This window comes from Holospora undulata HU1, from assembly GCF_000388175.3.
Lineage (GTDB): Bacteria > Pseudomonadota > Alphaproteobacteria > Holosporales > Holosporaceae > Holospora > Holospora undulata_A.
Genome location: NZ_ARPM03000071.1, coordinates 1 through 6,482, shown reverse-complemented (window position 1 = coordinate 6,482; position 6,482 = coordinate 1). Strand labels below are relative to the sequence as shown.

Annotated in this window: 6 protein-coding genes; 5 read left to right on the top strand and 1 reads right to left on the bottom strand. The window is 37.0% G+C overall.

What is annotated here, in order from left to right; genetic code table 11:
- Positions 1 to 73: 73 nt before the first annotated feature.
- The 5 genes from K737_RS10910 to K737_RS01230 all read left to right on the top strand — a co-directional run bounded on the left by K737_RS10910 (position 74) and on the right by K737_RS01230 (position 5,175).
- Positions 74 to 283, top strand: coding sequence for a hypothetical protein (locus tag K737_RS10910; protein ID WP_006289698.1), 210 nt, complete (start codon positions 74 to 76; stop codon positions 281 to 283).
- A 235-nt stretch (positions 284 to 518) separates the two neighbouring features.
- Positions 519 to 1,409: an efflux RND transporter periplasmic adaptor subunit gene (locus tag K737_RS01245; RefSeq protein WP_161630399.1), complete on the top strand. Its 891-nt coding sequence runs from the start codon at positions 519 to 521 to the stop codon at positions 1,407 to 1,409.
- 99 nt (positions 1,410 to 1,508) lie between these two features.
- A complete protein-coding gene (locus K737_RS01240) occupies positions 1,509 to 2,543 on the top strand; it encodes an ABC transporter permease subunit (RefSeq protein ID WP_006300750.1) in 1,035 nt (344 codons plus the stop codon).
- 3 nt (positions 2,544 to 2,546) lie between these two features.
- Positions 2,547 to 3,551 carry an ABC transporter permease subunit gene (locus K737_RS01235; protein WP_006300748.1) on the top strand — a complete coding sequence of 335 codons (1,005 nt, stop codon included), beginning with the start codon at positions 2,547 to 2,549 and terminating at the stop codon, positions 3,549 to 3,551.
- Positions 3,552 to 3,588: 37 nt separating this feature from the next.
- Positions 3,589 to 5,175 carry a dipeptide ABC transporter ATP-binding protein gene (locus K737_RS01230; protein WP_006300747.1) on the top strand — a complete coding sequence of 529 codons (1,587 nt, stop codon included), beginning with the start codon at positions 3,589 to 3,591 and terminating at the stop codon, positions 5,173 to 5,175.
- Positions 5,176 to 5,205: 30 nt separating this feature from the next.
- Here the strand turns inward: K737_RS01230 and K737_RS01225 are convergent, their stop codons facing one another.
- A complete protein-coding gene (locus K737_RS01225) occupies positions 5,206 to 6,039 on the bottom strand; it encodes a hypothetical protein (RefSeq protein ID WP_023491247.1) in 834 nt (277 codons plus the stop codon).
- Positions 6,040 to 6,482 lie beyond the last annotated feature (443 nt).

The following is a 6,482-nucleotide window of genomic DNA, read 5'->3' as shown; positions in this document are numbered from 1 at the left end:
GTGTCACGGATACCCTAGTACATATTTTTCATGTGAAGGCTCACGCAGCAACTACACATGATACTGTTGCGAGATGCAAGGTTTTGACAAGGCGGGTGTAAAATATCTATCGATTAAAGGCGTATGCGCAGATACTGGTTTTTGTAAAACGTTTGAAGAGTTTGTTCAAAACATGTTGAAAAAGACCTTAGAAATTTCGGCACGTATTACGGCCAGATTGGGCAATTTTAGCGAAAGGGGGGGAAGAGAACATTTGATTGACTGGCTAAATCATTTTAGGTGATTAGCCAAGGAGTATGAAATAGACGTTCAATCGGAAAAACACGACGTTATGATCTCCCATTCAATGCTACTGATTCGTCGGTTGGCTTAACTGTGAAGATAGGTTCTAAAATTAGTCTCTTATCTGATTTTTACCTTTAACCTGTCTTTTTTTATGAATATTTGTTACAATTCCTGAAAAGAGATTGATACAAAAAATAAAAAAGATTTTCTTATTTTTTTTCAGGAGTCTAATGGTGAAACGATCTAAAGTAAACTTGTGGTATGTGGGAATATTAGCATCACTTGGAGCAGCAGGGGCCATTTATATGACGATCCCCCCTTGCCGTTTGCCATCTTCTACTCTTAGCGATTTGACTCTTTTACCGTACCCTCATAGTATTTCAGGGATTGGTGTTGTTGAACCTAAAGGAAAGCTTCTTCACCTAGCATTTCAACAAAAAGGGAGTGTAGAAGCCATAAACGCATCCCCAGGACAGCGCGTAAAAAAAGGAGAAATTCTTTGTTCCCTAAATCAAGAAGAAATTAATGCCCGTATCGGCGCACTGGAAGCATCTTACAAAAATGCATGCATTCAAGAGGAAAAAATTAAAGAACAATCTTCTATTGCAGAACAATTAAACAAAAAAAAAGTTTTTTCAAATCACGAAGCACGCTGGAGCGTTTACAATGCACGACAAGCTTCAGCAAAGCGAGAAGAATGTGAAAATCTATTGCGTCAAGCAAAATTAGAAAAAGAACGGCACTTTCTAAAAGCTCCAGCAGATGGAACAATTCTTTCTTCTACGCTTTATCAAGGACAATATGTTGTTCCAGGAAACGAAGTATTAATCATGGGGGATTTGACTCAACTCACGGTGTGTGTAGAATTTGACGAAATGTACGCAAAACATCTTCATAACGCTTGTAATGCTTTGGGAAAAACAAAAACTTTGGGAACTCAAGAAGTTTCTCTAAAATTAAGCAGAATAGATCCTTATATATATCCCAAACGTAATTTGCCAGGAATCCACTCTGGAATTGACTCTAGAGTGCTTCACGCCTATTACGATATCGTCTCTGACCCACAAGGACTTATGCCTGGACAAGAATTAGACGTTTTTGTGGAAAAAAAGCATAAACGTTAAGAAAAAAATGCTTTTTATTTTTTGTACCCCAGGATGGATTTTTTCAAGAAAATCTGAGATAATCCGACTTGCGTGCTTGCAAGAATTCTTGAGTCTTAAGTGTTGTCTTATACCTTAAAACGGTTTTTGTTGATTGTTCCCACGTTGTTTTGCATTATTCTTCTGAATTTTCTTATCGTTCATTTAGTTCCTGGGGGACCAGTAGAACAAATGCTGCACCGTATGGAGCTTTCTGCTCAAGAGCACAAGGGGGGAGCAAGCTCAGCAGTAGACTTTGGACAAGACGCTGTAGTAAAAGAACTAAAACAACAGTTTGGGTTAGACCAACCTCTTTGGAAGCGATTTTACATAATGCTAAAACAGTATTTGATGTTTGATTTTGGAAAAAGTTATTTTCGAAGTGAGTCTGTGACCACACTGCTAATTAATAGATTACCCGTTTCTCTGTCTTTGGGGTTTTGGTCAATGATGCTTATGTATCTTTTAGCTATTCCTTTGGGAATTCAAAAAGCTGTTCGTAACGGGACGTGCTTCGACCTTTGGACAAGTCTAATCATGATGTTAAGTTATGCTATTCCCACATTTTTATTCGCATTGCTATTAATGATTTTTTTTGCGGGAGGAAGTTTTTTTTCTTATTTTCCCATACAAGGTTTGTTTTCTTGGGATTGGAGTCGGTTATCTTTTTGGGAAAAAATCAAAGATTATATTTGGCATCTGGTATTACCGGTTAGCGCCCAAGTTTTGACTGGGTTTGCTGCCCTTACCCTTCTTACCAAAAACGCGTTCCTAGAAGAACTTTCTAAACAATACATCGTTGCAGCCAAAGCGTTTGGATTTAAATTTCGCACCATTTTATTTAAGCATGTTTTTCGCAACGCTATGATTGTCATGATGGCACACCTTCCCTTAACCTTATTCCATGTACTTTTTTCTGGAGCTTTTTTAGTGGAAATGATTTTTTCTTTAGAGGGAATAGGACTGTTAAGCTATGAAGCCATCGGAAATCGTGATTATCCTGTTATATTTGGATCTCTTTACCTTTTTACCTTAACTGGATTAGTTTTGCACGTTATTAGTGATTTGCTGTACACATGGATTGACCCAAGGATTCACTTTGAAGGAAAAAACTGAATTATGAATACATTTTGGGAACGCTTTAAAGCGCATAAAAAAGGATTTTGGGCTTTACGCATATTGTTGCTGGTTATCGGAATAACGTTTACTGCAAATTTTTGGTCTAACGACAAACCATTAATTATTTTGTGTGATAAGGGCATATTTTTTCCAGTATTGCGTTATTATCCTGAAACATGTTTTATGAAGGGCGAAGATCTAGAGATGGATTACTTAACAAGAGAATTCAAAAATTTCGTCAAGAAAAATCATGCTTGGGTTGTTTGGCCAATTTATCGACATAGTCCTTATCGGCTTTCAGAATCTCACCATCCGGTACCAAGCGCGCCTTGTCCTCTTCACGTATTAGGCACTGATGAACAGGGAAGAGATCTATTGGCCCGTCTTGTTTATGGAACTCGAATTTGTATAATGTTTGGTCTTTGTGTTGCCGTGTTTGGAACGATGTTGGGAGTGTTCATCGGTGCGATTCAAGGCTATTGGGGGGGAAAATTCGATCTGTATACGCAAAGGTTGGTAGAAATTTGGTCGGGTCTTCCTGTGTTGTTTATGCTAATGATCATTTCTAGTTTTCTGACCCCTTCTTTAGAATTTTTAGCCATTGTGATGTCTCTTTTTAATTGGCGCCCCGTGTCTGCAGCAACACGAGCAGAGTTTTTAAAAGCTAGAGGACTTCCCTATGTCTTATCTGCAAAAGTTCTGGGAGCCACAGATTTTCGAATGATGTGGCGTCACATTCTACCCAATGCTATGACAACGGGAATTTCTCAATTTCCTTTTTTAGTGAATTCGGGAATAGCGTCTCTTGCATCTTTGGATTTTTTAGGAGTGGGGCTAAAGGCAGGAACTCCTTCACTGGGGGAATTATTACAGCAGGCAAAATCGAACTTACACGCACCTTGGTTAAGTATCTATCCTTTGTGCGCGCTTGCCACAATTCTTGTGTTAATCACACTAACAGGGGAAGGGCTTCAAGATGCACTAGATCCGGGACGATCTTCATGAAAATTTTTTTAGTTATTCTAAGAGAAAGGAATGCATCGTGAGCATTTTGCTATCCATTCGTGATGTTTCTTTGACCCTTTACGCAAATCGTCAAAAATATCAAAAAAAAATTTTACATCACGTGAGCCTGGAAATTCCTACTGGAAAAACGGTTGCTCTTGTTGGGGAAAGCGGATCTGGAAAATCTATGCTTGGACTTTCTATACTGGGCCTATTACCAAAAGCTCTTTACCCTTCCTATACGGGGGAAATTTTATTTAAAGAGATTGATTTGCTGAAATGTTCTGAAAATTCACTTTACAATTTTCGTGGAAAGCATATCAGTATGATTTTTCAAGAACCCAGCAGCGCATTAAATCCTTTAAAAACTTTAAGATCAGCGCTTCAAGAAGTTTTAATTCTCCACAGAAAACAAGAATTTTTGAATCGCGCTGATTTAGATGCCGCAATGTTTGACATCTTGGATAAAGTAGGATTTTCTTATGCGAAAAATAAATTAGATGCTTATCCTCATCAGCTTTCAGGGGGACAAAAACAGCGCTTGATGATTGCTATGGCACTTTCAGCAAAGCCAGAGTTATTAATCGCCGATGAGCCCACAACTGCTTTAGATGTAACACTACAAAAAGAACTTCTTATGCGACTTCAGCACATTCAAGAAACTCAAGGAATGTCAATTCTTTTTATCAGCCACAATCTTCCACTGGTTAGCAGGATTGCGCATTTTGTAGGGATTTTAAAAGAAGGACAAATGGTAGAACAATCAGAAACGGAAAAAATATTAAAAACACCTTCCCATCCTTATACTCGAAAGCTATGGGGCAGCATTCCAGATCGTTGGGTTCAAGACGATCCTCAAGATTTTAATTTTCAAAAAACTTTATTACAAGTTAGAAATTTGGAAGTAACTTTAAGGCACAATAAAATTTTACATGATATAAATTTTGACGTGCACGCCGGACAAACTGTAAGTATAGTGGGGGAAAGCGGATCTGGGAAAAGCACACTTGCCCTTGCAATTGCCCAGTTGCTTCACTATTCTGGAGAAATTATTTTTCAAAATCACCGGTTATCTTCTTTAAGTCCTGAAAATTTACGTCAAGAACGGCGACACTTTCAAATGATTTTTCAAGATTTATTTTCTTCTCTTAACCCCAGGATGTGTGTACAAGACAGCCTGATGGAGGGGATGAAAAACTATAAACTCTGGTCACTGGAAGAACGAAAAATAAGAATTCAAAATATTTTATCCCAAGTAGAGCTTTCTGCGGACATTTTAAACCGCTATCCCCATCAATTATCTGGGGGACAACGGCAACGAATTTGTATTGCGCGAAGCTTATTACTAGAACCTCAACTTCTTATTTTAGACGAACCCACTTCTGCGTTAGACGTGACGGTTCAGAAAGAAATCTTACACCTTCTTGTTACACTACAAAAACGCATTTCCATTGGGTATATCGTTATCACCCACGATCTAAAAGTAGTAGAGAGCATCGCTCACCATGTCATTGTGGTAAAATCCGGACGCGTTATAGAACAAGGTTCTGCAGCAGAAATTTTAAATCGCCCAAAAGATTGCTATACCAAGCAATTAATGGAATCTGCCAGATGGGCAATGTAAAAATCTTAGATATCAACATTATGAGTTGACCTATTGTTGTGGGTTTTTAAGCTGTACAGAAGATGCAGATTTTTGCATTAAAGTAGATTGTCCTTCTGGATTTTCTTGGGACTGAAGAGGGGAGCGCCTTGAATTACCGAGATTAGGTGCTGATTGGGACGGTGTTAATCCTTCAGATTTAATTTTTCGCTGCGTAAGCCGTTCCGAAATTTGCTGTTGTTGGGTATTCAAACCTTGACTTACCAATTTATCTATTCTTTCTTGCTCCTCTTCATATCCACTGACCATTTGTGATATTTTTTCTTTTGACTGTTGATCAGGAATTTGAGTATTTGAATAAATCTCTTTCGTTTTTTCTATTGCATTCATTGATTGTAGTGTTTTTTCTTCAATTTCTTTTAGTGATCCTTTTGTTGCTTTTAGTGATTCTTTTATTTTTTTATGCGCATCTTCTATGCTTTTTGAATTAATGTTAGCTACACTATTTTTATTTCCTTCAATAGTTATTAATTGAAAAATACCGTTAATATTTTGCATCATGTTTATTATTTCCTGATCGACAACTTTGAAAGGAGAAAAATCGGCTTTTGAACCGGCTTCTAATTTTCTCGATAAAATTTCATACGAATGAAGGTTTTTACCAAGCAACACTTGAATATTATTAATATATTCAGAAATTTTTACTAACTCGTTTCTAACAATTATTGAATAATTATTTAGATCTTCACAAGAAGCATTGTTTTTCGACCCGTTTGCAATACTTTTGTTGAAATTCAGGAAAGAACCGTTTGCAATACTTTTGTTGAAACTCAGGAAAGAACCGCTTGCAACTACTATAAGCAAAATTTTATTAATATATTTCATCTTTATAGATGTTAAAAAACTCAATTAAATTGTATCAAAAATTTATTTTTTTTGTGTAAATTATAATAGAATTCTTCATAATAGACTTCTTCGTAAACTATTATTAAAATAACTCCATAGTATATACCAATTCCCATTGCTAAATAAGCATATAATGATTGCCTTTTAAGAAAAGGGGAAGTATATCATAGGGGGATAACAAACAGCTTAAATAGAATGGTATCCGCATCAAAATTATCAACCGCGAAGGTAGAAAAGAAGAAAAATATCAGATTAAGGAGATTGATAAAGCTGCACGAATATCACGTAAATTAGCAAAGGCTATTGCAGCCAGGGCTCATAGCATTAGTCAAGTTGCAAAGATTTACGACATAACTAGAACACCCCTGACTTCGTGGATCAAGCCGGCTCGATAGAAAGAGTTAACGCACCTGCAAAGCGCA

Excerpts from the sequence above, each read along its gene's own strand:
- K737_RS10910 (WP_006289698.1), top strand. The coding sequence starts at position 74 with ATGCAAGGTTTTGACAAGGCGGGTGTAAAATATCTATCGATTAAAGGC.
- K737_RS01235 (WP_006300748.1), top strand. The coding sequence starts at position 2,547 with ATGAATACATTTTGGGAACGCTTTAAAGCGCATAAAAAAGGATTTTGG.
- K737_RS01225 (WP_023491247.1), bottom strand. The coding sequence starts at position 6,039 with ATGAAATATATTAATAAAATTTTGCTTATAGTAGTTGCAAGCGGTTCT.